21 protein-coding genes and 2 riboswitches are annotated in these 24,570 nt (G+C 68.9%); of the genes, 10 read left to right on the forward strand and 11 right to left on the reverse strand.

Annotation, left to right across the window (positions count from 1 at the left end):
* Window positions 1-129: 129 nt before the first annotated feature.
* The 4 genes from EV386_RS11695 to EV386_RS11710 all read right to left on the reverse strand — a co-directional run bounded on the left by EV386_RS11695 (window position 130) and on the right by EV386_RS11710 (window position 4,289).
* Window positions 130-1,062 carry a universal stress protein gene (locus EV386_RS11695; protein ID WP_130415176.1) on the reverse strand — a complete coding sequence of 311 codons (933 nt, stop codon included), beginning with the start codon at window positions 1,060-1,062 and terminating at the stop codon, window positions 130-132.
* A gap of 200 nt (window positions 1,063-1,262) precedes the next feature.
* The gene (locus EV386_RS11700) at window positions 1,263-2,012 is read right to left on the reverse strand and encodes a C40 family peptidase (protein WP_130415178.1); all 750 of its coding nucleotides are present in this window, start codon (window positions 2,010-2,012) and stop codon (window positions 1,263-1,265) included.
* Between the two features lies 1 nt (window position 2,013).
* A riboswitch (cyclic di-AMP (ydaO/yuaA leader) is annotated at window positions 2,014-2,176 on the reverse strand.
* Between the two features lie 253 nt (window positions 2,177-2,429).
* Window positions 2,430-3,227, reverse strand: coding sequence for a C40 family peptidase (locus tag EV386_RS11705; protein WP_130415180.1), 798 nt, complete (start codon window positions 3,225-3,227; stop codon window positions 2,430-2,432).
* A gap of 4 nt (window positions 3,228-3,231) precedes the next feature.
* A riboswitch (cyclic di-AMP (ydaO/yuaA leader) is annotated at window positions 3,232-3,406 on the reverse strand.
* A 157-nt stretch (window positions 3,407-3,563) separates the two neighbouring features.
* Window positions 3,564-4,289 (reverse strand): iron-dependent transcriptional repressor DtxR, encoded by a 726-nt coding sequence (locus EV386_RS11710; RefSeq protein ID WP_130415182.1) that lies wholly within the window; start codon window positions 4,287-4,289, stop codon window positions 3,564-3,566.
* A gap of 95 nt (window positions 4,290-4,384) precedes the next feature.
* On the opposite strand from EV386_RS11710, the gene serC reads away from it, so the two are divergent.
* A complete protein-coding gene (gene serC, locus EV386_RS11715; RefSeq protein ID WP_130415184.1) occupies window positions 4,385-5,539 on the forward strand; it encodes a phosphoserine transaminase in 1,155 nt (384 codons plus the stop codon).
* A 9-nt stretch (window positions 5,540-5,548) separates the two neighbouring features.
* Here serC and EV386_RS11720 read toward each other — a convergent pair whose 3' ends face one another.
* Together EV386_RS11720 and EV386_RS11725 are read right to left on the reverse strand one after the other, a co-directional pair.
* Window positions 5,549-6,820, reverse strand: a complete 1,272-nt coding sequence (locus EV386_RS11720) for an MFS transporter (RefSeq protein WP_130415186.1) — start codon at window positions 6,818-6,820, stop codon at window positions 5,549-5,551.
* Window positions 6,821-6,870: 50 nt separating this feature from the next.
* On the reverse strand, window positions 6,871-7,308 hold the full coding sequence (locus EV386_RS11725; protein ID WP_130415188.1) for a MarR family winged helix-turn-helix transcriptional regulator: 438 nt from the start codon (window positions 7,306-7,308) through the stop codon (window positions 6,871-6,873).
* 272 nt (window positions 7,309-7,580) lie between these two features.
* Here EV386_RS11725 and EV386_RS11730 point away from each other — a divergent pair, with 272 nt between their 5' ends.
* A complete protein-coding gene (locus EV386_RS11730; RefSeq protein ID WP_165399915.1) occupies window positions 7,581-8,564 on the forward strand; it encodes a hypothetical protein in 984 nt (327 codons plus the stop codon).
* Between the two features lie 41 nt (window positions 8,565-8,605).
* Here the strand turns inward: EV386_RS11730 and EV386_RS11735 are convergent, their stop codons facing one another.
* Together EV386_RS11735 and wecB are read right to left on the reverse strand one after the other, a co-directional pair.
* Window positions 8,606-9,772, reverse strand: a complete 1,167-nt coding sequence (locus EV386_RS11735; protein ID WP_130415192.1) for a nucleotide sugar dehydrogenase — start codon at window positions 9,770-9,772, stop codon at window positions 8,606-8,608.
* A 43-nt stretch (window positions 9,773-9,815) separates the two neighbouring features.
* Window positions 9,816-10,973 carry a non-hydrolyzing UDP-N-acetylglucosamine 2-epimerase gene (wecB, locus tag EV386_RS11740; RefSeq protein ID WP_165400024.1) on the reverse strand — a complete coding sequence of 386 codons (1,158 nt, stop codon included), beginning with the start codon at window positions 10,971-10,973 and terminating at the stop codon, window positions 9,816-9,818.
* 64 nt (window positions 10,974-11,037) lie between these two features.
* On the opposite strand from wecB, the gene EV386_RS11745 reads away from it, so the two are divergent.
* A complete protein-coding gene (locus tag EV386_RS11745; protein ID WP_130415194.1) occupies window positions 11,038-11,523 on the forward strand; it encodes a hypothetical protein in 486 nt (161 codons plus the stop codon).
* Between the two features lie 32 nt (window positions 11,524-11,555).
* On the opposite strand, the gene EV386_RS11750 is transcribed toward EV386_RS11745, so the two are convergent.
* Both EV386_RS11750 and EV386_RS11755 read right to left on the reverse strand, forming a co-directional pair.
* The gene (locus EV386_RS11750; protein ID WP_130415196.1) at window positions 11,556-12,629 is read right to left on the reverse strand and encodes a zf-HC2 domain-containing protein; all 1,074 of its coding nucleotides are present in this window, start codon (window positions 12,627-12,629) and stop codon (window positions 11,556-11,558) included.
* 21 nt (window positions 12,630-12,650) lie between these two features.
* On the reverse strand, window positions 12,651-13,664 hold the full coding sequence (locus EV386_RS11755; RefSeq protein WP_242607937.1) for an LCP family protein: 1,014 nt from the start codon (window positions 13,662-13,664) through the stop codon (window positions 12,651-12,653).
* Between the two features lie 193 nt (window positions 13,665-13,857).
* Between EV386_RS11755 and EV386_RS11760 the strand changes: the two genes are divergently transcribed.
* From EV386_RS11760 to EV386_RS11785, 6 genes are all read left to right on the forward strand, one after another.
* Window positions 13,858-15,144 (forward strand): glycosyltransferase family 4 protein, encoded by a 1,287-nt coding sequence (locus EV386_RS11760; RefSeq protein ID WP_165399916.1) that lies wholly within the window; start codon window positions 13,858-13,860, stop codon window positions 15,142-15,144.
* Window positions 15,141-16,628: a glycosyltransferase family 4 protein gene (locus EV386_RS11765; RefSeq protein ID WP_165399917.1), complete on the forward strand. Its 1,488-nt coding sequence runs from the start codon at window positions 15,141-15,143 to the stop codon at window positions 16,626-16,628. The genes EV386_RS11760 and EV386_RS11765 overlap by 4 nt, the downstream gene beginning before the upstream one ends.
* A gap of 98 nt (window positions 16,629-16,726) precedes the next feature.
* Window positions 16,727-17,668 carry an ABC transporter permease gene (locus tag EV386_RS11770; protein WP_165399918.1) on the forward strand — a complete coding sequence of 314 codons (942 nt, stop codon included), beginning with the start codon at window positions 16,727-16,729 and terminating at the stop codon, window positions 17,666-17,668.
* A complete protein-coding gene (locus EV386_RS11775; protein ID WP_130415207.1) occupies window positions 17,655-18,554 on the forward strand; it encodes an ABC transporter ATP-binding protein in 900 nt (299 codons plus the stop codon). Before EV386_RS11770 ends, EV386_RS11775 begins: the two co-directional genes overlap by 14 nt.
* Window positions 18,555-19,218: 664 nt before the next feature.
* A complete protein-coding gene (locus EV386_RS11780; RefSeq protein WP_165399919.1) occupies window positions 19,219-20,046 on the forward strand; it encodes a glycosyltransferase in 828 nt (275 codons plus the stop codon).
* A 1,039-nt stretch (window positions 20,047-21,085) separates the two neighbouring features.
* On the forward strand, window positions 21,086-21,514 hold the full coding sequence (locus EV386_RS11785) for a transposase family protein (protein ID WP_130415211.1): 429 nt from the start codon (window positions 21,086-21,088) through the stop codon (window positions 21,512-21,514).
* 95 nt (window positions 21,515-21,609) lie between these two features.
* Here EV386_RS11785 and EV386_RS11790 read toward each other — a convergent pair whose 3' ends face one another.
* Complete coding sequence (locus EV386_RS11790) at window positions 21,610-22,899, reverse strand: IS256 family transposase (protein WP_423219001.1); 1,290 nt, start codon at window positions 22,897-22,899, stop codon at window positions 21,610-21,612.
* Between the two features lie 106 nt (window positions 22,900-23,005).
* Here EV386_RS11790 and EV386_RS11795 point away from each other — a divergent pair, with 106 nt between their 5' ends.
* Window positions 23,006-24,481, forward strand: coding sequence for a hypothetical protein (locus EV386_RS11795; protein WP_130415215.1), 1,476 nt, complete (start codon window positions 23,006-23,008; stop codon window positions 24,479-24,481).
* Window positions 24,482-24,570 lie beyond the last annotated feature (89 nt).

Here is a 24,570-nt window from a genome sequence, read left to right on the forward strand (position 1 = left end):
TGGCGCCCGCTGGATGAGCCGAGGGGTGATGTGCGTCACGCGCGCGACCGGGTTTCGACAGGCTCAACCACCGATGGTTGAGCCGTTCGAAGCCCGCCGGTGGTTGAGCCTGTCGAAACCCCGGGGCGACTACTCCTCGGGGAGGCTCTTGCGGTTGATCACCAGCACCGGGCACGAGGAGTGGTGCAGCACCGCCTGGCTGGTCGAGCCCAGCAGCAGCCCACGGAACCCGCCGCGACCACGCGATCCCACCACCAGCAGGTCGGCCGCCGTCGAGAACTCGGTCAGCAACTCGGCGCCGGTGCCGTCGAGCACGATGCGCTTGATCGTCGGCCCGTCCGACTCGGCCTCGAACCGGTCGATGATGACGTCCAGTCCGGCCTTGACGTCGGCCAGCACCTGCTCGTGATCGATCTGCGCGGGCAGCCAGGCCAGCACCCCGGCGCCGCTGCCGACGGGCACGCCCGCCACGGCCACGAGCTCGGCGTCCCACACCTTGGCCTGCTGGACGGCCGCGCGCAGGGCCGCCTCGGCCGACGGCGATCCGTCGACGCCCACGATGATGCGCCGCACCGCGCGCACGATGTCGCCGTCGCGCCGCTCGGCGTCGTCGCCGCCGGGCGCAGACTGGCGGTGCGGCACGACGACGACGGGGCACGCCGCATGCGCCGGCAGCGCCGACGAGACGGTGCCCAGCAGTCGCTCGGTGAACCCGCCGTGCCCGCGTGTGCCGACGACGGCGAGCCCGTAGTCCTTCGACAACTCGACCAGCACGCCCGCCGCGTCACCCGTCGCGACGGCCGCCGTGACGGGGATGCCCGCCCCGGCGATGCGCTCCTGCGCCTCCATGAGCACGGCTTTGGCGCCCTCCTGGATGGCCGTGTCGTCGAGGGCCGCGTATCCGCCGTCGAGCGACGCCGCGGTGAAGGATGGCAGGGAGTAGCTGCAGACCATGTGCAGCGCCCAGCCCACGCGCTGGGCGTAAGCCACTGCCCAGTCCAGTGCGTGCAGGCTCGGAGCAGAGCCGTCCACGCCCACCAGGACGATCTCCGGTCGGGTCATCGTTACCTCCGTCGTCGCAGGTGCGCCGCGCAGTCGGCGCCTGGGCCTGCCGCAAGTCAAGCGTAGCGAGAGCCCCCGCAGGGGCGCACAGGCGCGGGGCGATCCGAACGAGCCAGTGAGGTGACGTTCCACATACCGTCGGGCACGACGACGCCCCGGTCCGCCGTGCGGCCGACCGGGGCGCCGTGAGGCTCAGCGCGTCAGGAGACGCGCAGGAACACCGGGTTGGACTGCCAGATCTTGTGCACGCCGGTGCCGCTGCGCGGCGTCGCGGCCTCGATCTGCATGCCGTCGCCCAGGTAGATCGCGACGTGGCCCGGGGACCAGATGATGTCGCCCGGCTGCGCGGCCGAGCGCGAGATCTGCGTGGTGCGCGCGGAGTCGAGGATGCCCCGCGACTGGTGCGGCAGGTCGATGCCGAGCTGCGCGTACACGTACGAGACCAGGCCCGAACAGTCGAACCCGCTCGGGGAGGTGCCGCCGTAGACGTACGGGACGCCGACGTAGCGCATCGCGATCGACGCGGCGTCGGAGCCGACCGCCGAGGCCGGAATGTCGACGCGGTCGGCCGTACGTGACGCGTTCGTGGTGCGGGTGGCCGCCACAGCGCGGGCCGGCGCCGGGGTGACCTGCACGGCGCCGTCGACCGCGACCGACTCGACCTCGACCTCGGCGTCGGCGGCGACCGTGACCACGGGCGCGGCCTCCAGGGCGGCGCGCGCCTGCTCGGTCAGGGCGCCCAGATCGACGGTGCTCAGGCCCGTGTCGGTGCTCTCCTCGACGGGGGCGGCGGCCGCGGAGCTCGCGAAGGTGGCGACGATCATGCCGCTCGCGGTGGCGACGACGGCCGCGCGGCGACCGACTGCGGCGCGGTGCTGGCTGACGTCGCCCCATGTGGACAGCGGCCTGCGTGCGGCGCGATGCCGGGCGCTCGACGTGCGTTGGGTCAAAGTGGTCCCTCTCCGGCCGCCTGCGAGGTGAGCTGTCGGGTTCGGGTGGGAGAAAAAGCACCCGGCCGGTCTCGGCCCGAAGGCCTCGCCCGGCTTCACCCCAAGACCGTCAAGACGGTCAGAAAACGTGGGTCCCCCGTCCCTGTCATGTGCGAACACTGGGACCACTTCCCGGTGACAGGGCTCGGCGTCCGGGTTGCGGACCTGACCGCTGGGACGGCCAGGCGTGGAAACCGTATCGGACACTCGACCAAATGTCACGGCCGGATCACGACTGGATCAGGGATGACCGGATTTGGCGCACTGATGGCGCCACCCGCCGACCGAATCCGGTCACAGCCACGCGCTCCGGTCAGCCTGTCGGCGCGCAGCACAAGGCCCGCCGCGCGGTGCGCGGCGGGCCTTGGCGACGGGGACTCAGGCGACCCGGATGAACACCGGGTTCGACTGCCAGATCGCGCGGAACTGGATCGTCTTGCCCGGACGCGGGGCGTCGATCTGCGTGCCGTTGCCGGCGTAGATCGACACGTGGCCCGGAGACCAGATCAGGTCACCCGGCTGGGCGTCGGCGGCCGAGACGACCGTGCCGACCGAGCGCTGCGCGCTCGACGTGCGCGGCAGGCTGATGCCAACCTGGGCGAAGACGTACTGCGTGAAGCCCGAGCAGTCGAAGCCCGCGGGCGAGCTGCCACCCGACACGTACGGGACGCCCACATACCGTGCGGCGATCGCGATGACGTCCGAGCCTGCGGCGAAGGCGGGGACCTCGGCGCCGATCTGGGGCGCGGGCGCCTCGACGGCGCGCTCGGTGGTGCGCGAGGTCGCCGACGTGCGCTGCGGCGCCGGGCGCTCGACGACGCGGGGCGGCGGGGCCGGGGTCACCTGGACGGCGGCGACCGAGCCGTCAGCCTCGACGGACTCGACCTGAACCTGCGCGTCCGCGGCGACCGTCACGACCGGGGCGGCCTCCAGGGCCTGGCGGGCCTGAGCGGTCAGCGCGCCGAGGTCCACGGTGCTGAGCCGGGCGGAGGCGTCGTCGGCGGCGGGAGCGGCCTGGGCGGCCGAGGCGCTGAAGGTCGAGATGATGAGACCGCCTGCGGTGGCGACGACGGCGGCGCGCTTGCCGGCGCCGGCCCCGACGGTCTGGGCGATCTCCGTGAGGGGGGTCACGGGACGACGGGCGGCGCGGTGCCGCGCGGCGTTCGCTGCGCTCACAAGGTCTACCTCTCCATAGCGCCTACGAGGTGAGCTGTCGGGTTCGGGCGGAGTGGTGCACCCGGCCTCGACCGGTCCGAGAACCAGCCCAGGCTTCACCCCGAGGACTCCATTCCTGGAGCCCGGAAGTGGTTCCCCCGTCCCTGCCTTGTGGGGTCCGTACGTGGCGCGATCGGTGGCAGGGCTCGGCGTCCGATCACGCGCTCTCAGGGAGAACCCCGAGTGCGTAAGGGACCGTACCCGAGTTGGCGGCGCATGTCACGTTCCGGTCACAGTGTGGATCGGAAGACGCCTCCAGGGCTGCGCGGGCTCGGCCGCGTGAGAGGCCCCCCAGGCTCAGCGGGACGCGACGAACAGGTGCCGTGCGACGTCGTCGGACACCTCGAGCACGTCCTGGCTGCCGTCGATCGCGACGGTGAAACCGCCGTCGGACGCCGTCACGGTGATGTGCGCCCCCGGCACCAGCCCCGCGCCGGAGAGCCGCGCCAGCAGCTCGACGTCGGTCTGCAGCCGCTCGGCGATGCGTTGGAGGGTCAGCTCGACCGGCCCTTCGGCGTCGGGCGACGCGACCGCGGCCAGCGCCTCGAACACGCCCGGCAGCGGCGTCACGCCCGCCAGGTACGGGACCTCGTCGCCCGCGCCCGCGCCCAGCTCCGACAGCCCCGGAATCGGGTTGCCGTACGGGTCCTGGTGCGGGTGGTCGAGCAGCGTGAGCAGACGGCGCTCCACGTCCTCGCTCATCACATGCTCCCAGCGGCACGCCTCGGTGTGCACCTGCTCCCAGTCGAGCTTGATGACGTCGGTCAGCAGCCGCTCCGCCAGCCGGTGCTTGCGCATGACCCGGCGGGCCTTGTCCATGCCGCGCGCCGTGAGCTCCAGGTGCCGGTCGCCCGTGACGACGACGAGTCCGTCGCGCTCCATGCGCGCGACCGTCTGGGACACCGTGGGCCCGGAGTGGCCCAGCCGGTCGGCGATGCGCGCGCGCAGCGGGTTGATCCCCTCCTCGACGAGCTCGTAGATCGTCTTGAGGTACATCTCGGTGGTGTCGATCAGGTCGGTCACGAGCATTCCCTTCCGGTCGCCTGGTGCCGTCACACGGCGGCCCGACGGTGCGTGACGAGACGGCGTGCGGGCGGCGCTGCGGGCCCGCATAGTCTATGGCCATGCCACTGACGATCCCCGCCGACCTGCTTCCCGCCGACGGCCGGTTCGGGTCGGGACCGTCCAAAGTTCGCCCTGCTCAGGTCGCCGCGCTCGGCGCCGCGGGCGCCGCGGTGCTCGGCACCTCGCACCGCCAGGCGCCCGTCAAGGAGCTCGTGCGCCGCATCCGCTCAGGTCTCGCCGAGCTGTTCGCCGCCCCCGACGGCTACGAGGTGGTGCTGGGCAACGGCGGCTCGACGGCGTTCTGGGACGTCGCCACCGCGTGCCTCGTCGAGCGCCGCGCCCAGCACGCCAGCTTCGGCGAGTTCGGCGCCAAGTTCGCCTCCGCGACCGGCCGCGCCCCGTTCCTCGCCGCGCCCCAGGTGCTGCGCGCCGACCCCGGGTCGGTCGCGCTGCTGGAGCCCTCGCCCGACGGCGACGACGCCGTCGACGTGCACGCGACCCCGCACAACGAGACCTCGACCGGCGCGATGGTCGAGGTCGTGCGCGTGCCCGGCTCGGCCGAGCGCGGCGCGCTCATGCTCGTCGACGCGACCAGCGGGGCCGGCGCCCTGCCCGTCGACCTGGCCCAGACCGACGTCTACTACTTCGCCCCGCAGAAGGTCTTCGCGGCCGACGGCGGACTGTGGCTCGCGATCGCCTCGCCCGCCGCGATCGAGCGCGCCGCCCGGATCGAGGCCGGCGCGGCGTCGTCGGGCCGCTGGGTGCCCGAGTTCCTGTCGTTCACGACCGCGCTGACCAACTCCCGCCTTGATCAGACGCTCAACACGCCCGCCGTGGCCACCCTCGTGCTGCTGGCCGACCAGGTCGAGTGGCTGCTGGAGCAGGGCGGCCTCGACTGGTCGGTGGCGCGCTGCCGCGAGTCGGCGGCCGCGCTGTACGGGTGGGCCGAGGCGCGCGACTGGGCCACGCCCTTCGTCAAGGACCCCTCGCACCGCTCGACCGTCGTCGGCACCATCGACCTCGACGACGCCATCGACGCCACGCGCGTGGTCGGCGAACTGCGCGCCAACGGGGTGCTCGACGTGTTCCCCTATCGCAAGCTGGGCCGCAACCAGTTGCGCGTGGGGATGTTCCCGGCGGTCGACCCCGCCGACGTCCAGGCGCTGACGGCGTCGGTCGATTACGTGGTCACCCACCTCGCCGCCTGACCCCGTCCGTCACACCGTCGTCGGCGTCGGGTACACCACCTCCAGGTGCGGGCGCGGGTGCAGGTGCGGGCGCAGCCGCAGCTTCCAGTTGCGCACGGCCCACACCGACGCCGCGCTCACCACCAGGAACGTCGCGATCGAGCCCACGAGGATCGACCACCGCGGCCCGAACTGCTCCCCGATCCACCCCACCAGCGGCGAGCCGATCGGCGTCGCACCCTGGAACACCATCATGTAGAGCGCCATGACGCGCCCGCGCATCGCGGGGTCGACCGACGTCTGCAGCGTCGCGTTGGCCGCCGTCATCATGGTCAGCGACGTCAGGCCCACGGGGATGCAGAACAGCATGAACGTCCAGAACGACGGCATCAGCGCGTTGAGCGCCGTCGCCACCGCATAGGCGAACCCGGCGCCCAGCACCAGCCGCACGCGCGGCCGGTCTCGGCGGGCGGCCAGCAGCGCGCCCGCCAGCGACCCGATCGCGAGCACCGAGCCGAGCACACCGAACTCGCCGGCGCCCTTGCCGAACTCGACGCGCGCCATCATCGCGCTCGTGAGCTGGAAGTTGAGGCCGAACATCGACACGACGGCCATGACCGCCATGATGATCATGATGTCCGTGCGCCGGCGCACGTAGCGCATCGCCTCGCGGATCTGCCCCTTGGACCGCTCGGCCGAGGGCAGCACGCGCAGCGTCTTGGTGTTCATCACGGCGAGCGCCGCGATGGTCGCCGCGAACGAGACGCCGTTGATGAGGAACACCCACCCGGCGCCGACGGCCGCCACCAGCAGGCCCGCGGCGCCCGGGCCGATGAGCCGCGCCGCGTTGAACGACGCCGAGTTGAGCCCAATCGCGTTGGGCAGGTTCTCGGCCGGCACCAGCTCGGCCACGAACGTCTGGCGCACCGGGGCGTCGATCGCCGAGGCGACGCCCAACAGCAGCGCGAGCGTGTACACGTGCCACAGGCGCACGGCGCCCGAGAGCGTGAGCGCGCCCAGCACGAAGGCCAGCAGGCCCATCGCGGCCTGCGTGGCCATGAGGAGCTTGCGGCGCGGGAGCCGGTCGGCCAGGAGCCCGGCGTACGGGGACAGCAGCAGGAACGGGAGGAACTGCAACGCCGTCGTGACGCCCACCGCGGTGCCCGAGTTGTCGGTCAGCTGCGTGAGCACCACCCAGTCCTGGCCGACGCGCTGCATCCACGTGCCGACATTCGCGACGAGGGCGGCGGCGAACCAGAGCCGGTAATTGGGCTGGCGCAGGGAGGTGAAAGTGGCGGCCATGTGTCCTTCGGATCATGAGTGGTGGGGCTCGGGGCGGCGCGGTGGGGCGCTCAGCCTGAGGCGAGGTCGGCGAGGAGCGCGGACGCGCGCTCGAGCAGCTCGCGGTCCTTCGCGCGCAGGCCGTCGAGCTGGCCGGTGAGCCAGGCGTCGCGCCGACGGCGGGTCTCCTCGACCTCGCGCCGGCCGGTGTCGGTGACCCGCACCAGCACGAGCCGTCCGTCGGTCGGGTGCTCGACCTTCTCGACCATGCCGAGCTCGGTGAGCGCGTTGACCGTGCGGGTCATCGACGGCGGCTTGACGCGCTCGTGCTGGGCGAGGGCGCCCGGCGTCTGGTCGCCGTGCCGCAGCAGGGAGGTCAGGACGCCGAACTGGGCGTCGGGCAGGTCGGCCTCGCCCCGCTCGGAGCGCAGTCGCCGCACGAACCGGCCGACGGAGACGCGCAACTCACTGGCGAGGGAGTCCTGCACAAGGGTCGTACCTGAGGCCATGTCCTTAGCATAGGTCATTACCTAGGCTTACGACCACCCACCCACCCAGCCCACCCACCCAGCCCACCCACCTCACACACCCCAGCCCGTCTGGGCGGCACTTCGTCGTCGACTCGTCACCTCGGGCGCACGAGGTGACGACAAAGTGCCGCCCCCGCCGGGGGAACACCGAAAGGGGCGCCAGGGGCGTCAGGTCATCCACAGGGTTGTACACAGTGGGACGGGAGTGACGGCTCGGGGGGTGCGGGGTGGGTGAGGGTCTGGGGATGCGGATGGGGTCCGGTGTTGGGGTTGAGGCTGAGCTGCGTATCTCGCGGGAGCACAACAGGGATGAGCTGCGGCGCGACCTGGCGGCTGGCCGGGCCGCGCGCATCCGGCGCGGCGCCTACACCGGGCCGGAGCCCTTGACCGCGGATGCGAGCGCGCGCGCCCGGATTCTCGCCGTGCACGAGCAACTCAGCGCGAGGCGCGTCTTCGGGTTCGACACCGCCGCCTTGCTGTATGGGCTGCCCACGTGGTCACCGTCGTCGCGCGTGCACATCTTCGTGCGGTCCCGCGCCTCCAGCCGCAGCGCCAAGGACATCGCGCGGCACACCACCGACCTGACGCCCGAGGACGTCGCCACGATCGACGGACTGCCGGTCACGACCCTGACGCGCACCGTCGTCGACTGCGCGCTCACCATGCACCCGCTGGAGGCGCTGGTCATCGCCGACGGCGCGATGAACCGTGGCTTCGACCGTCAGTTGGCGCTCGCGCAGATCACCGCCCGAGCCCAGCCGAACGGGCGGGCGCGCGCCGAGTGGGTGATCACGAACGCCGCGGCCGGCACACGCTCGCCGTGGGAGTCCTGGCTGCGATACCTGCCGCTGCGCGAGGGCTTCCCGTCACCGGAGATCGAGCCACCCATCCTCACCCGGCTGGGCGTGATGCACCTGGATCTCGGGTGGCCGCCGTACGACCTCTACGTCGAGTTCGACGGCCGGGTGAAGTACCGCGACGACGGCGTCCGGACAGGCCACAGCGCCGAGCAGGAGCTCCTCGCCGAGAAGCGCCGGTTCGACGCAATCCGCGAGACGGGCGTCAACCCGCTTCGGGTCATGGCCTCCGACGGCGCCCACGACTACATGCGGCGCCTGCGGGCCAGACTTCCCCCTGACCTCCGTAGGAGCCTGAGAGTGAACCCCAGGCTGCCGTGGCCACCCCCTCGAGTCGGCACTTCGTCGTCACCTCGTGCGCTCGAGGGCACGAAGTGACGACGAAGTGCCGAGTTGAGGGAGGGGAACAGAGGTGGGAGTCAGTCGCGGCCGTAGATGTCGCGGGTGTAGACCTTGTCGGCCACGTCTTGGAGGGGTTCGGCGCGGCGGTTGGCGACGATGACGTGGGCGCGGGCCTTGAACTCGTCCAGGTCGCGCACGACCTCGGAGTGGAAGAACTCGGGCTCGTCCAGCGTGGGCTCGAAGACGATGACCTCGACGCCCTTGGCCTTCAGCCGCTTCATGACGCCCTGGATCGAGGAGGCCCGGAAGTTGTCCGACCCGGACTTCATGATCAGCCGGTACATGCCCACGACCTTCGGCTCGCGGCGCAGGATGTCAGCGGCGATGAAGTCCTTGCGTGTGGTGTTGGCGTCCACGATCGCCGAGATGAGGTTCTGCGGCACGTCCTGGTAGTTGGCCAGCAGCTGCTTGGTGTCCTTGGGCAGGCAGTACCCGCCGTACCCGAACGACGGGTTGTTGTAGTGCGACCCGATCCGCGGGTCCAGGCCCACACCCTCGATGATCTGGGCGGTGTCCAACCCGCGGGTGGCCGCGTAGGTGTCCAGCTCGTTGAAGTACGCGACCCGCAACGCCAGATAGGTGTTGGCGAACAGCTTGATCGCCTCCGCCTCGGTCGGGTCGGTCAACAGCACCGGCACACCCGCATCGAGCGAGCCGGCCAGCATCAGGTCCGCGAACAGCCGCCCGTGCTCACCCCGGTCCCCGACCACGATGCGCGAGGGGTGCAGGTTGTCATACAAGGCCCGCCCCTCACGCAGGAACTCCGGGGAGAACACGATCGCCGCGCCCTGGTGCTCGTCCCGCATCCGCGCGGTGAACCCGACCGGCACCGTCGACTTCACCACGATCACCGCGCCCGGGTTGACCGCCAACACCTGGTCGATCACGCCCTCGACCGTGGAGGTGTCGAAGAACTGCGTCACCTCGTCATAGTTGGTCGGCGTCGCGATCACCACCAACTGCGCGTCCGCGTACGCGCCCGCCCCGTCGGTCGTGGCCGTCAACGACAATGGCGCCTCACGCAGGTACTGCTCCAACTCGGCGTCCACAATCGGCGACACCCGCCGATTGATCAGCTCGACCTTGCCCGGATCGATGTCCACCGCCACCACATCATGACGCTGCGCCAAGATCACAGCGTTGGACAGACCCACATAACCCGTACCGGCGATGACAATCTTCACGTGGGCCATCTTAGGGATGGCGCCACCGCCTGCCGCTTGGGTGTCACACCGGTCCGCCGAACTCTGGCGGTCGGCCGCCCAACCCCAGCAGATGCGCGATGGCCTGGACGGAGCGCTCCGCGGCGACGCCGTCGCCGTACGGGTTGGTCGCCCGCGCCATCGCGGCGTAGGCCTCCGCGTCGGTCAGCAGCTCGCTGACGGAGTCGACGATCCGCTCTTCGTCGGTGCCGATGAGGCGCACGGTGCCAGCGGTGACCGCCTCAGGCCGCTCGGTGTTGTCGCGCATGACCAGCACGGGCTTGCCGAGGCTCGGCGCCTCCTCCTGCACGCCGCCCGAGTCCGTCAGGACGACGGTCGACAGTGACATCACCCGGGTGAACTCTCCATAGGGCAGCGGCTCGGTCACGGTGATGTTGGGGAGCCCGACGAGCTGCGGCAGCACGGCCTCCCGCACGATGGGGTTGCGGTGCGCCGGCAGCACGATCTCCACGTCGGGGAACCGGCGGGCCAGGCGCGCCAGCGCGCGGCCCACGCCCTCCATGGCGCCGCCCCAGTTCTCGCGCCGGTGCGTGGTCACCAGCAGGACGCGCCGCCCCGAGGCGGCCAGTCGCGCGAGCGCCGGGTCGGTCAGCGGCGTCGGACGCTCGACGGCGAGCAGCAGCGCGTCGATCACGGTGTTGCCGGTCACCAGCACGGTGTCGGGCGCCACGGTCTCGGTCAGCAGGTTCTGCTTGCTCAGTTGGGTGGGAGCCAGGTGCAGCGCCGCGATCTGTGAGGTCAGGCGGCGGTTGGCCTCCTCCGGGAACGGCGAGTTGATGTCCCCGCTGCGCAGCCCGGCCTCCAGGTGGACGACGGGGATCTGCCGGTGGAACGCGGCGAGCGCCGCCGCGGTCGAGGTGGACGTGTCGCCCTGGACGACGACGGCGGCGGGCCGCTCGGCCACGAGCACCGGGTCGAGCCGCTCCAGCACGCGTGCGACCGTCTGCGACAGCGTCGCGCCGTGCTCGAAGATGTCGAGGTCGTGGTCGGGCACGATGCCGAACAGCGCGTTGACCTGGTCGAGCATCTCGCGGTGCTGGCCGGTGACGACGGTGACGGGGTCGAGGGCGTCGCTCTCGCGCAGCGCGGCGATGACGGGGGCGACCTTGATGGCCTCGGGGCGTGTGCCGTAGACGACCATGACTCGACGACGATCACCCATAGGAGACATGTGTAGACGATCCGGGTGTCCCGGCCAAACCGCGGAACTCATTAGGGTGTGCCGCATGCAACAGTCGATGAGCCTCGCAGAGGCCCTTCACGCGCTTGGCCTGCTTGGACGCTCCCTGCCCCGCTTCGTCACGTCCGTGGGTGGATCGGGCGACGTGCTCGACGTCGTCGCGGACCCGCGCGCCGTGCGCAACCTGCCCGCCGCGCTTCGACTCGCCACGCGCGTCGTGCCCACCGTCCACGCGCATCTGCGCGTCGTCGCGTTCGTCGACGGCGTCGCGACCGTCGCCGTCGACGCCTCGGCCGGTGGCCTGCCGGCGCACAAGCTCCTGAGCCTGGCGTCGTCCCGGATCGAGTCCGTGGTCACGTCCAAGCGGCTCCCGTACGGCTCGGTCCGCGTGCTGCCGGGAGCCCAGATCGCGCTCGATGTGCAGCGTCTGCTCGCCGAGCGGCACCCCGGCTACCGCGTGCACGGCATGGTGTTCCACGAGGGCTCCGTGTGGCTCGACGTCGAGCCCGCCGAGGCGCCCGCCACCGCGTGACCTCGGGTGACCTGCCCTGACCTCGTCTGACGTCAGGGCGCGTCCGACCCGTACTCGGAGGGCGTCGGCTCGTCCTCGCCTCCCGACGGCGGTGTCTCGCCCGCGTCGGGCGGCGTCGTCTCCCCTGGCGGCGGCGTTGTCGGCTCGGTGGTCGGCGGCGTCGTGGGATCCGTCGTCGCGGGCGGCGGCGTCGCCGGATCCGTGGTTGCGGGCGGCGTCGTCCCCGTCGTCGGGGGCGGCGTCGTCGGCTGGCCCGTCCCCGGAGGGTTCGGTGGCGGGTTCTGCCCCGTCGGTCCGGGTTGATCTGGGGTGGTCGGACCCGGCTGGACGACGCCGGTCCCACCCTGCTGCGCCCCGCCGCCCAGCGTGCCCACACCAGGCCGCGCCAGGCCGCCGGGTTGGACTCCCGGGGGCGGCGTCGTCGGGGCGTCCGACGTCGCGTCCGGCTCCGCGGAGTCCGATGGCGAGGGGTCGTCCGACGGCGATGGCGTCGTACTCGGCGCCGGGCGGGTCGTCACGGCGTTCTGCGTCCGCTCGACGGGCGCGGTCGGACTCGGCGCCGGCTCGGCGGGCGCCCGGCCGCCGCCGAGCGCCACGGCCGTCGCCCCGCCCGCGGCGATGACGAGCACGGCGGCCACGCCCGCGAGGGCGCGGTGTCCCACCCTCGTGCGGGCGGGCCGTGCGGCGCGGTCCGGAACCGACGTGACGCGCGACTTGAGCGTGGTCGCGGGCGACTCCGGCGGCCCGACGATCTCGGCGGCGTAGACGCTCGCGACGGCCCCGATCGCATCGGCCACCTCAGGCAGGCGGTCGATCGTCCAGGCGCACTCGGCGCAGGTCCGCAGGTGCGCCGAGACGGCGTCGCGCAGGTTGCGGTTGAGCGACCCGTCCACATAGGCGAGCGCGCCGAGGCGCACCTCACGGCATCCCTGGGTCGCGGCCGCCCGCGCCATGACGCGGCAGAACAGCTCAGTGGCGGCGCCGTCCGCGCCGTCGAGCTCATGCTCCGAGCCGCTCGCGCCCCCCAGCCACGCCCGTTGCTGCCCGGGCAGGCCGACGAGCGCGGCGAGAAGGGCCGCCTGGTCGATCGTCCGATGCTCGTTCACTGCGCTGCTCCCTGGTCGCGTCTACCGCACGGTGGCGGGCAGCACGTTGAGGGAGTCGGCATGCTGCTCCACGAACTCGGTGGCGGTGTCGTTGGCGAACGAGGCCATCAGCGGGTCGAGCTTGGCCCGGTCGAGCACCACGATCGACTGCCCGTCGGCGCTGCGCCCGGTGCCGGAGTTGGGCGCCGTCATGAACGTGACGTCGTTGGTGGCCAGCCCGCGCGCGCTCATGTACAGGTCGCGCATGCGCTGGATGGTGAAGCCGTCGTCCGCGGCGACCGACTGGCTGACCGTGGTGAAGAAGCTGGTCATCTTGCCGACGTCGTTGCGGTTGTTGTTGACCTTGGCCAGGATCGCGCGCATCCAGTTCTGCTGGCGCTGCACGCGGCCGAAGTCCCCATTGACCAGTCCGTGGCGTTGGCGCACGTACTTGAGCGCCTCCTCCCCCGACATCTGGTGCACCCCGGCGGTGAAGAACACCTGGCGGCCGTCGCCGATGTCCTGCGGGACGCGGATCTGCACGCCGCCGAGTGCGTCCGTCATGCTCTTGAACGACTCGAAATCGGTGACCACGAAATGGTCGATGCGAACGCCGGTGAGCTGTTCAACCGTCTGAATCATCAGCGACGGCCCCCCGAACGAGAACGCCGCGTTGATCTTGGCCTCGCCGTGCCCCGGAATCGGCACCCACGAGTCGCGCGGAATGGACACGACCTGGGCCGCCTCGCGGTCCGCGGGCAGGTGCACAAGCATGATCGTGTCGGTGCGCTGGGCGCCCTGCTGCCAGTGCGCCGGGTCGCCGGCGCTGATCCGGGAGTCCGACCCGAGCACCAGGATGTTGACGGCCTCGTTGGGCGCATGGGGGTCCGCAGGCGCGGGATCCGGGCGTTCGGGCAGGTCAGCGAACGGATCGCCGAGCCGCTCGATGTTGCGGTCGAGGCTGTGCTGGAACCACAGCACGGCGCCCACGCCCGCCCCGGCGAGGAGAAGGACGAGCACGCCGACGACACTCAGCGCCTTCGCCGTGCTGCTCATGCCGCGACGGCGTCGGCGTAGATGAGTAGGAGAGGCCATGGGCCAATCGTAGGGGTCGCAGAATCCGGTGCCTGACTAAACTGACGCGAAGCGCCGCCTAAGATGGACCCGACCCAAATCCTCACGGAGATCTTCACGGATGCCCCCACGCATTGCCGGACCCGCGCCTCACCTGCGTCAACGCGTGCTGTTGGTGACTCATCACTTCACCCCGGAGGCGGGCGCGCCTGTCCGCCGGTGGGAGGCCCTGATCGAGCGGCTGAGCCCGCTGGGGTTCGAGTTCGGGGTGCTCGCGCCGCCGCCGCACCACGCCTCCGGCAAGCTCATCGACCCGGCGCCGCAGTACCGTCCGGGCCGCGTCTCCACCGGACCGCGCGGCGAGCGGATCGTGCGGACCTGTTACCGCGCGCACTCGACCGGGCTGCTGTCGCGGACGCGTGACCAGGTGGTCGCGGCGGCCTCGGCGGTTCCGCTCGGCCTGCGGCACTTCCGCCACAGGTCCACGCGGCCGCACATCGTGATCGGCACCGTGCCCGGCATCCCGAGCATGTTCGCCGCGTGGGCACTGGCGCGGCTGCTCGGCGCCAAGTACGTCGTCGAGATGCGTGACGCCTGGCCCGACCTCATCGCCCCGAGCGGGATGCTCGGCACCTCCTCGCGCCTGGGGGTGCGGCGTCGTCTGCGGCTGTTCCTCACACGGATGGCGCACCGCTCCATCACGCGCCTACAGTCACGCGCCGACCTGGTGGTGACGACGACCGAGACGTTCGGCGCAGTGCTGCGCGAGCGCGGCCAGCGCAGTGTGGCGGTGGTGCGCAACGGCACGAAACTCCCCATGGCGACGCATGAGTTCGACACGCCACGCGCGGACGCCGGTGCGAGCGACCCCCTCTGCCAGCGCCCCCCTGACCGCCCCGGCGTCGACCGCCCACTGCGCGCGCTCTATCTCGGCACCATCGGCCGCGCGCAGAGCCTGGACTGCGTCGTCAAGGCCGCGGCGATCGTGGCGCAGCGCGGCCACAAGCTTGAGGTGCGGATCGTCGGCCGCGGCGCGCACACGGCCCGCGTGCGCCACCTCGCTCGCAGGCTCGAGGCGCCGGTCTCGGTCGAGACACCCGTCCCCCACGACGAGGCGCTCGAGCTGTACCGCTGGGCGGACACCGCGGTCATCGCGCTGCACGGCTGGGGTCCGTTCGAGTGGACGATCCCGTCGAAGGTGTACGAGGTCATGGCCCGTGGCACCACCGTGACTGCGGCGCTGGCGGGGGAGGCGGCGGACCTGGTGCGCGACCACGGCGCCGGCGTCGTCGTCGAACCCGACAACCCTGAGGCGCTGGCCGGCCTGTGGTGCTCGTGGTGCGAGGCCGGCGCCGTTCCGCCGGTCTCCCCCGACGCCGCACGCTGGGTCGAGGAGCACGCGACGTGGGACGTGTTGGCCGAGGAGTACGCGCGCGTGCTCGGGGGGCTCGCCGCGTCGTGACCTCACGCCTGACCCGGGCGCGTGAGCTCGCCCGCAACGCCCGCTTCGCCGCGTCCTTTGTGCTGCACGCCCTGGCCGAGGACCCGATCCGCCTCGCGCGCCTCGCCGCCCGGCGCCTCGCCATCGCCCGACGCGCCCGCCGCCACCGCCCCACCCCCCACTCGGTGGTTGAGCCTGTCGAAACCACCCCATTGCCGGTGAAACCCGCCGAAACCACCCCACCCCTCACCGTCCTCCACCACCTGACCAACTCCCTCCCCCACACCCAGTCCGGCTACACCCTGCGCTCGCACGCGATCCTCCGCGCCCAGCAGGACGCCGGCCTCACAGTCCACGCCACCACCCGCGCCGGCTACCCGCTGACGATCGGCTCGCTGACCGCCCGCCACATCGACGTCGTCGACCACGTCGCCTACGAACGCCTCATTCCGGCGGCGATCCGCCGCGACCCCGCTCGCCGGCTCGCCGACGCCGTCGGCCTGCTCGCGAGCGCCGCCGAACGCGCCGGGGCGCAGGTCATCCACGCCACCACTCCGGCGACGACGGGCGAGGTGGCGCGCGGCGCCGCCGAACGGCTCGGACTGCCGTGGGTGTACGAGGTGCGCGGGCTGCCCGAGGAGACGTGGGCGGCGTCGCACGCGACGCCCGAGGAGCGCGCGGCGGCCGAGTCGTCCGCCGAGTACCGCGAGCGCCGCGCCCGCGAGACCGAGCTCGCGCTGGCGGCAGACGCCGTCGTGACCCTGAGCGACACGATGCGCGACGAGCTCGTGTCGCGCGGAGTGCCCGCCGAGCGCATTGCCGTGGTCCCCAACGCCGTGCCCACCGCGTTGCTCGACGCGGAGCACCCGACGATGGCGCAGGCTCGTGCCGCCTTGGGCCTGCCCGTCGAGGGGCTGATGGTCGGGGCCGTGTCGAGCCTGGTGGGCTACGAAGGCCAGGACACAATCCTGCTGGCGGTCGCCGAGCTGCGCTCACGCGGTCTGGACGCCCGCGCGCTGCTCGTGGGCGACGGGGTGTCCCGACCGGCGCTCGTCGCGCTCGCCGCCGACCTCGGCCTCACACTCGGGGAGCACGCCATCCTGCCGGGGCGCGTGCCCCCGACGACGGCGGCCACCTACGTGGCCGCGCTCGACGTCGTCATGGTCCCGCGGCGACCGGACCGCGTGACCCGACTGGTCACGCCGCTCAAACCCGTCGAGGCGATGGCCATCGGGCGACCGGTGGTCGCGAGCGGCCTGCCCGCTCTCGCCGAGGCGTGTGGCGGGGCCGGGGTGCTGGTCGCCCCCGACGACGTCGCCGCATGGGCGCACGCCGTCGAACGCCTCGCGAAAGACCCCGCCTATCGGCGCGCCGTCGTGAACGCGGGTACCCACGTGGCACAGGCACGCACGTGGCCGAACCTCATCCCGACGTATCTTGAGGTGTATAGCCATGCCAGAGAGGCCAGTCCCGATGATGCACACAGACGCCAGGGCAGTAGATGAGCCACCGGGACCTGCCGTCTGCGAGAACCAGACAGAACCCACGCCTACAAGACGGCTCAGCGCACGAGCCACGGCGCCAGGTACCTAGGATCCTACCGATGACGTTCACACCATCGAGCGCCGCGGGCGCGCGCCAGGAAGGGTCAGCGCAGGGCGCCGACCTCTACTCCGTGCTGTTCGACAGACGCGACCCCAGCCCTGAGGTGGTCAGTTCGAGCCGCCTAACACGAGTCGGCGCGCGCCCCCGATTCGGCACCTACCTCAGACAACTATGGCAGCGTCGCCACTTCTTGTGGGCAGAAGCCCGAGGTAAAGTCGCCACAGGAAGCCGTGAAACCCTTCTAGGGCAAATCTGGCTCGTCCTGACGCCAGTACTGGACGGCCTCGTGTTCTATGTCATCTTCGGACTGGTGCTCAAGGTCGACCGAGGCGTCGAGAACTTTATTGGATTCCTCGTCATCGGCGTGTTCTTGTTCGGATTCTCTTCACGCGCCATCTCGAACGGCGCAAACGCGATCAGAACAGGACGCAATCTAGTCAAAGCGTTCCAGTTTCCGAGAGCCTCCCTTCCGATAGCCGTCGTTCTCCGAGAGGTCCTCAACCTCGGAATAGTAATCGCAGCCGCAGGAACGCTACTCGTGATTATTCCGCCGACGGAGGCCTGGACGTGGCGCGTCGTCCTTCTTGTGCCAATCCTTCTGCTCCTGATTGTCTTCATAACCGGAGTCGCCCTATTTCTCGCACGGATATGTGCCGCCATTCCTGATGTATCCCGCCTAATACGTGTAGGAATGCGTGTTATGATGTGGGGATCTGGAGTGATGTTCCCGCTAACACGATTCGAGAACCGGCCGACCATGCTCGCTGCCATCGAGTCCAATCCACTCTTTATAGCGATCGACATGGCCCGGTCTGTCGTCCTCTACGGCATCGCCCCACCTTCTCTCCAATGGAGGGCCATGATCGTTTGGGCCTCGGCATCATTCGCGATTGGCCTACTCTTCTTCTGGAAAGCGGAGGAATCTTATGGCCATACGTGATCCATTTTCCACTGCCACAGTCGCTGTTCAGAATGTCCACGTGCGGTACAGGACACCGTCAGCAGATGTTAACGAGCGACGTCGAGGCGGGCACGCAGCGCAAGCATTCAGGCGGGCCCTACGCCGCCAACCACACGTGATTGTTCGCGCGCTCACCGGAATCTCCCTCGTCGCGCGTTCTGGAGAGCAGATCGGACTGATCGGGCAGAACGGTTCGGGAAAGAGCACCCTACTTCGCCTCATCGCGGGACTAGAGCGCCCGGCTCGTGGTCAAGTCTTAGCCGAAAGTACTCCAGTCCTTGTCGGCGTCAACGCGGCTCTCATCCCTGATCTCTCAGGCATAGAGAATATTCACCTCGGGTGCCTCGCCATGGGAATGACACCCACCCAGGCGCAAGATGCCGCGCCAGACGTAATCGATTTGGCCAGGCTCGGGAAGTCGATTTACCTGCCGATGCGAACCTATTCCTCAGGCATGAGCGCTCGCCTCCGCTTTGCCATTGCGACCGCAGCGCGGCCCCGCATACTACTAATCGATGAAGCACTCGCTACGGGTGACGCCGCTTTCAAAGAACGATCTGAGGCACGTATGCAATCAATGCGCGACCAGGCTGGCACCGTCTTTCTCGTCAGCCATGCTACTCAGACCATCGAGGAGACGTGCACACGAGCCATCTGGCTCAACTATGGCAGACTGGTCCTCGACGGTCCGGCGCCGAAGGTCGCTCTTCGATATCGGCAGTGGTCGCAAGCTGTTGCGAAGGACAGGACCGAAGAAGCAAAGCGCATTATCGAAAGGTCCTTCTCTGAACGCGAAGAGACTCGCGTCTATATACAAGAGTGGGATGCGCGTCGCCACATTCGACCGCGCCATGCGGCGAGGTAGATCGTGGTGAGTTCAATCGTGATTGACGCCCGTCAACTTCCAAGGCAAGGACGTGCCGACGGTCCCATGTTCGAGCCGTCACGACGGCATCGCCCGGCGCGCGGACGCACCACTCTAAGGAGCCGCGCTGCCATATGGGACTCCGTTCTATCACGCGATGTATTCCGATACCGTCCCCAACATGAATTTGAACTCGCGGCGAACATCACTCAGCGGCACGCCATAGACGCATATGGTCGCCTCGTCGGGCCATTAGCGCCAGAAATCCTTATCTATTCTGTGCCGCCCAGGTCGCTGCCTGCGCCGTCCGGTCCGACCGGCAAGTCTGGTGGCACGTCGAGTGGCGACTCGGTCCCAATCGAGCTTAGCTACGAGCATCGTGGCGCCAACCCTCTCCCCGCGGTTCAGCCGCGACCCGGTCCTACACGTTGTGGCGTCCTGCGCTACTACAAAAGCCCCCGCCCAGTGCTATTCAAGTTGCCCTCGAGGCCTCGCCCTCCTGTCATGCCAGGATGGGGGCAACTCGTTCTGGTCTGTATTGGGTTCCCGCGACGGAGGACTGCGTTGCCGCTGAAGCGACCCGCCTAGGAGCGGTCGGCGCGATAGGACGCATTGAAAGTTCGTTTAGATTGAACACTAGTTTATCACAATCGCCCATCGCTCTTTGGAGATCGCCTTGAATACCCGGTACTACGGCCACACCAGATTCAGCGCACTCATTCCAGGCAGTCGTGCCTGGCTAGTCTCCCCAGACCGCGCGAAGGAGGATGCCTACCGGGAATCCCTCTTCGCGCCGGGTCGACTAGACGCGCGAGCTTCGATCCTTCTCGACTTCGCAATGCCCATTTACCAGGAGATGTCCGAGGACTTCGACTATCGGCACATAGTTCACTATACCGACAGTCTGCCCGAACCGTGGAAGTCACGACTGTTTGAGGCGTCTGAGAGGTACCCGGTAATGTTGCTGGACCGCGTTGAGCGGAAGATCGATGCGTCGTCAGTGATAGCCGAGGACTTGAAGGATCGCGCAGAGAGCTCTCTCGTTGTCCGATTCCGGGTGGATGATGACGACCTGTTGAGCGTGAACTATCTGCACCGCCTAAGCCGATTCGTCACCGCGGATCACCTCGGCTGGTCTGTTTCGTTTGGGCGAGGAGTTGGTGCGCTCTTCACCCAGGATCATCACCATGAGTTCAGGATCGTCCACGCGGCCCTTCCCTCTCAGGGTCAAGCGTATATTGGCAAGTTCGACGCGTTCACGCATGAACTCTGGCTGCCAGAAGCAAACCGCGGCCATCACGTCCAGGATCTCCTTACCCCGGTCATTGTCGATTCTCGCCAGATCAATTATCTTCGAACGTATGACGATAATCAAGACTCACTCGTGGGCAAATCGGCGACCGCCTGGAGTCGCCTTTCCAAGCACCCGCCGCTCACCGACCTCAAGATGCTGTCGCAGGAGTTTCCCACTGTGATCCTGGAGACAGCATAGCAGTTCGTGCGACTTGTGACCGATCGCATTGTTGGCTAGTTTACTATTGGAGATTGAAGGGTTCTGGCATTGTCTAGTATTGTAATTGACGAGCGGCTCGTCTCTTCGACGAACGGGATGGGCGTGCCGGTGACGGTTCTGGCTCCCGAAGCCTCGTTCTCGCCAAGTCCCGCGAACGGTCCCTCTAGATACGCCCAGTTCCTCCGCCCGGGCTGCCCCCTAGAAGCACTTCTTATCAACCGTGGATCCGATGTGCTTCTCGTCGGCCTGCATGGCGCTACCGACCGAAGCAAGTATCTACTGCCCCGGTTTGAGTGGCTTCGTACGATGCTTGGGATGAGTTTCAATGCGCTTCTCTTGTCTGACCCAGCCCTGCATTTATCCGCGGATCTCGAACTGTCGTGGTATATAGGATGGAAGGGACTCAGTCTTCCTCTCGTTGTCTCCGACTGGGTTCGGATCGCAGCAAGTACCCTGGGGGTCGACAAGGTCGTCTTCTTCGGTTCTTCCGGTGGGGGTTTCGCTGCGATGCAAGTCGCATCACATGTGCCAGGATCGACTGCCGTCGCATTCAACCCTCAGACAAGGATTGATCGCTATTACTCCAGCGCGAAAGGCCGGTTTCTCAACACCGTGATGGGAAGCGCCGACGGTAAGTGGCCGAGCGACTTGGATTCACAGGACCCTCAGTTCTCACTTGTGGCGCGCTACGCATCGGCGCAACCGTGCCAGACCTACTTCTGGCAGAATCGAAACGACCGACATCACGTTGATAATCACTATCTCCCCTTTCGGAGAGAGATTGAGGGCGGTCCGAACAAGTGCGCGTTTCGCTTTATCGAATATGACGGACCGGCTCGGCATTCCGCACCCACACAGTCTCTCCTTGTCGATGCGATCTCGCAAGCCATAGGTTCGCCGGAGGACTGCAGGGATAGGCGACCGTGAGAATGTCCGCCTCGGGGGTCTGTACGGTCTGCGGCTCTGGCGCACTTTCGGTGGTGTCCGATGGCGGTCGGCGGATCTGTAATGATCTGCCGTGCTCGATGCGTCGGTGCTGGTCAGGGCGGTGTTCGCGGGGCTGGACGGGCTGGTCGTCCAGGACGTGGAGGAGGGCGAGGGCGGGCTCGTCCTCGCCGTGACGACACGTGGCGGGCCAGCGGGTTGCCCGGTCTGTGGTCAGCCGTCGACGCGGTTGCATGCCTGGCACGAGCGCGCGCCGGCTGACCTGCCCGTCGCTGGGCTGCGGGTCGTGCTGCGGGTCCGGGTGCGGCGCCTGGTCTGCCAGTCGCCGCACTGCCCGCGCAGGACGTTCCGTGAGCAGGTCCCGGGCGTGCTCGAGCGTTATCAACGGCGCACGGCCCGGCTGACCGAAGCCCTCGAGGCCGTGGTGACCGAGCTCGCGGGGCGCGCCTCGGCCCGGCTCGCCCCCGCTCTCGGCATGCTGTCAACGACGGCCCAAGACTGACCCCTTATCGTCGTCTGAAAGTTGACCCCTCCGGTGGTGGTTGTGTCCTACTTGTGGGTCTGTAAAGCCAGCGGTGTATCTCTGGGTGTTGTTGGTCAGCGGCGGCCGGCGGTGAGCCGACCGTCGAAGGTGATGTCGAACGCGTTCAGCGCGCCCTTCCAGCGTTGGGTCCAGCGGGCTCGTCCCCTGCCGGTGGGGTCCAGGGCCATGACGGCGAGGTAGACGCACTTGAGCGCGGCCTGCTCGTTCGGGAAGTGCCCGCGGGCACGCACGGCCTTACGGATCCGGGCGTTGACCGACTCGATCGCGTTCGTCGTGCACACGATCCGGCGGATCTCCCGGTCGAACTGGAGGAACGGGACGAACTCGGCCCACGCGTTCGTCCACAGCCGCACGATCGCGGGGTACTTGGCGCCCCACTTCTCGGAGAACTCCAAGAAGCGTTCCTCGGCCCCCTCGACGGTCGCGGCCTGGTAGACGGGCTTCAGGTCCCGGGAGATCGCGTCCCAGTCCTGCCGGGCGGCGTACCGGAAGCTGGCCCGCATCAGATGCACGACGCAGGTCTGCACGATGGTGTCCGGCCACACGGCGCTCACGGAGTCGGGCAGCCCCTTCAGGCCGTCACACACGAGCATGAGGAGGTCCTGCACGCCGCGGTTCTTGATCTCGGTCAGGACCTGCTGCCAGTACTTCGCGCCCTCACCACCGTCCCCGGCCCACAGCCCCAGGATGTCCCGGTTCCCGTCGACGGTCACGGCCAGTGCGACGTAGATCGGCCGGTTGGCGACCTGCCCGTCACGCACCTTGACGTGGATGCAGTCAACGAACACCACCGGATACACCGGGTCCAGGGGCCGGGACTGCCATTCGGCCATCCCGTCCAGGACCTTGTCCGTGATCGTCGAGATCGTCGTCTTCGACACCTCCGAGCCGTACACGTCGGCCAGGTGCGCGCTGATGTCCCCGTGCGTCATCCCCCGAGCCGACAACGACAGCACGATGTCCTCGATCGACCCCAACCTGCGCTGCCGCTTGGCGACCACGACCGGCTCGAACGTCCCCGCCCGGTCCCGGGGCACCTCGACCTGCACCGGGCCGCCCTTGGTCAGCACCGTCTTCGCACGGGTGCCGTTACGGGCGTTGCCGTCCGTCGAGGCGCCCTTCTCGTGCTTCTCGTAGCCCAGGTGAGCAGTCAGCTCACCCTCGAGCGCGGACTCCAGGACCAGCTTCGTCAGCTGCGCCAACAACCCGTTCTCCCCATCGATGCCCAGCCCGGACGCCTGCGCGTCACCAACCAGCTGAGCGATCAGCGTCTTGTCCAACTGCGGCGCCTGCGGCGTCGTCGTCACGTGCACCTGCTCCTCGCTGATCGCCTCCGCGACCATGTCGACCTGCGTACTCATCCGTGTTCCTCCTGGTCAGGAGATACACCGCAGACCGTACAGACCCGGGCTTGACCGGTTGCCGCCCGGGTATGACAGAATTCATGATGTGATCCTGAGCCAGGCCTGGAATGAACCTCGGGTAAGCGACTCGCAGATCCCACCGCGCGAGGACCTTGAGCACCTGCTCTTCGCGCGCGGTTACCTGCTTTCTTGCACACCGCGGCCCGCACCTGCCAGTCACTGGCGAGCCCGCCAGGTCGGTAGTTGGCATTTGCTCTGGGACCCCCGACTCACGGTGAGTTTCGCCGAACTCGACGGGCGCAGCATCGTCGTCGTTGGCGAAGCCATCGACCTTCTCCGCATGGTCACCGGCCCGCCGGTTGCCGCCAACCTACTCGAGGCATGGGAGCATTCCCGCGAGCGGCTCGACGCGGCCCTGGAGCTGCTTGCGGGTCGCTTCGTCATCCTCGGCCAGGCGTCTGAGGGGGACTTCTTCCAAACCGATGCCGCCGCCCTGCTCTCCGCCTTCTATTCGGCCACGCACCAAGTGATCTCTTCGCATCAGAACCTCGTCGCTGAGACGGTCGGGGGACTTGACCTGACCGAGCTCCGAGGCCCTTTGGCAGGGCTCGGAACCCGGTTCGTCGGCGTGCGCATGCTGACCGCCAACACTGAGTTGAACCTCCGGGACTTCTCGGTGGCCCGTATCGGCCCGCGGCCGACCGACGAAGCCGAGCCGCGCGAGGTCGCCACGGAGGTGCTCGATCTCATGCGTCGCCAATACCGGTTCCTGCGACGCCCCGGCGGCGGTCCGCTCGTGTCTCTCACCGCTGGCCTGGACAGCCGCATCACTCTCGCAGCGATGCGTGAGATGGTGCCCGAGACCCTGTTCTTCACCTACGAGAAGCGCTACAATCTCGCGGACGGCTCGGACTGCGACATGGCGACAGCGACAGAACTATCAGACCACCTGGGCCTGGACCACAAGGGATACACCATTCTGGCGGCGGATATCCCGCGGCGACTCAAAGCATTACTCCGCCGCAACACAGAACTATCGCACGGGCGCGCGGTCGCTGCCTCGTACCTCCGCGAACTGCCCGCCGATCGCCTTCATGTGCGTTCGAATCTCTACGAGGTCGCCCGCGGCTTCTACCGCAAGAAGGAACGCCCCCAGGTCGGCCCCGCTCTCTTCGCCCAACTCATCTCGAAGAATGCAGACGTGGCGCCCGCGGTCGTCGAAGCGTTCGAGGAGATGTCCGCCGTCACGGGCATCCTTGACGTCCCTGGCTACGACCCGCTGGACCTATTCTATTGGGAGTTCCGTATGGGCAGTTGGTTCCATAAGGTTTTGCTCGAGTCTGACATTGCCCATGACACCCACATCCTGTTCAACGCCCGGGTGATCCTGCGGCTGATGCTCTCCGTCTCCGCCCGCGACCGCGTGCAGGCGACCGTGTTCGACCACATCGTCGACCTCGCCTGGCCAGCTGTCTACGACCTGCCCATCAATGGCAGACGGCGCCGGCTACCGTTTGCCGCGGAGGCCCACCCCGTGTCCGGGTCTCAGTTTCCCCTGTAGTTCCGGTTGGTGATGGTTAGCGCGGCTGGTGGCGAACTGGCCGTCGAATGTGAGAGCGTTATTCAGGCGCGGGGAGCGTCCCATGGACG

It is taken from the genome of Xylanimonas ulmi, assembly GCF_004216535.1.
GTDB lineage: Bacteria > Actinomycetota > Actinomycetes > Actinomycetales > Cellulomonadaceae > Xylanimonas > Xylanimonas ulmi.

What these genes read in the sequence shown, in the direction of transcription:
- EV386_RS11725 (WP_130415188.1), bottom strand. Translation starts at nt 7,308, where the DNA reads ATGGCCTCAGGTACGACCCTTGTGCAGGACTCCCTCGCCAGTGAGTTG.
- EV386_RS11770 (WP_165399918.1), top strand. Translation starts at nt 16,727, where the DNA reads ATGACGTTCACACCATCGAGCGCCGCGGGCGCGCGCCAGGAAGGGTCA.
- EV386_RS11790 (WP_423219001.1), bottom strand. Translation starts at nt 22,899, where the DNA reads ATGGTCGCGGAGGCGATCAGCGAGGAGCAGGTGCACGTGACGACGACG.
- EV386_RS11720 (WP_130415186.1), bottom strand. Translation starts at nt 6,820, where the DNA reads ATGGCCGCCACTTTCACCTCCCTGCGCCAGCCCAATTACCGGCTCTGG.
- EV386_RS11755 (WP_242607937.1), bottom strand. Translation starts at nt 13,664, where the DNA reads ATGAGCAGCACGGCGAAGGCGCTGAGTGTCGTCGGCGTGCTCGTCCTT.
- wecB (WP_165400024.1), bottom strand. Translation starts at nt 10,973, where the DNA reads ATGGGTGATCGTCGTCGAGTCATGGTCGTCTACGGCACACGCCCCGAG.
- EV386_RS11730 (WP_165399915.1), top strand. Translation starts at nt 7,581, where the DNA reads ATGGGGTCCGGTGTTGGGGTTGAGGCTGAGCTGCGTATCTCGCGGGAG.
- serC (WP_130415184.1), top strand. Translation starts at nt 4,385, where the DNA reads ATGGCCATGCCACTGACGATCCCCGCCGACCTGCTTCCCGCCGACGGC.
- EV386_RS11745 (WP_130415194.1), top strand. Translation starts at nt 11,038, where the DNA reads ATGCAACAGTCGATGAGCCTCGCAGAGGCCCTTCACGCGCTTGGCCTG.
- EV386_RS11775 (WP_130415207.1), top strand. Translation starts at nt 17,655, where the DNA reads ATGGCCATACGTGATCCATTTTCCACTGCCACAGTCGCTGTTCAGAAT.
- EV386_RS11695 (WP_130415176.1), bottom strand. Translation starts at nt 1,062, where the DNA reads ATGACCCGACCGGAGATCGTCCTGGTGGGCGTGGACGGCTCTGCTCCG.